Consider the following 412-nt stretch of genomic DNA (forward strand, 5'->3'; position numbering starts at 1 on the left):
TAGTATTATTGGCTACTTGGGATTGATTGAAGATAAGCAGTATCGTAGTGAGGAAGATATTCTAAAATACACCCATACTGCTTATGAGAAAGCTAAGCAAATGAAGACCTTGGTGGATGATTTGTTTGAATATACAAAAGTTCAGCAACATGGGGCACCAGTAAATATTATGAAAATCGATCTTAACCAGTTAATTGAACAGTTAACGGCAAGTTTTGAATTAGAAGCCCAGCACCGCGGAATCGAAATTACTTCCTCAGTTATTCCTAATCCTTTAATGATTGAGGCGGATCCGGAGAAGCTTGGTCGAGTTTTTAATAATTTAGTTTCAAATGCCTTTAAATATGGCAATGGTGCAAGTTACATTCGGATCAATGCCCGGCAAGAAAATGATATGGTGGTCGTCAAAGTT

At 37.4% G+C, this 412-nt stretch carries 1 protein-coding gene; it reads left to right on the plus strand.

The window, feature by feature from the left end:
* A partial coding sequence (locus tag CP363_RS10560) for a cell wall metabolism sensor histidine kinase WalK (protein ID WP_143468728.1) occupies nucleotides 1-412 on the plus strand: 412 nt, incomplete at both ends.

The sequence above is a fragment of the Lactobacillus sp. UMNPBX12 genome (assembly GCF_002553955.1).
GTDB classification, from domain to species: Bacteria; Bacillota; Bacilli; order Lactobacillales; family Lactobacillaceae; genus Lactobacillus; species Lactobacillus crispatus.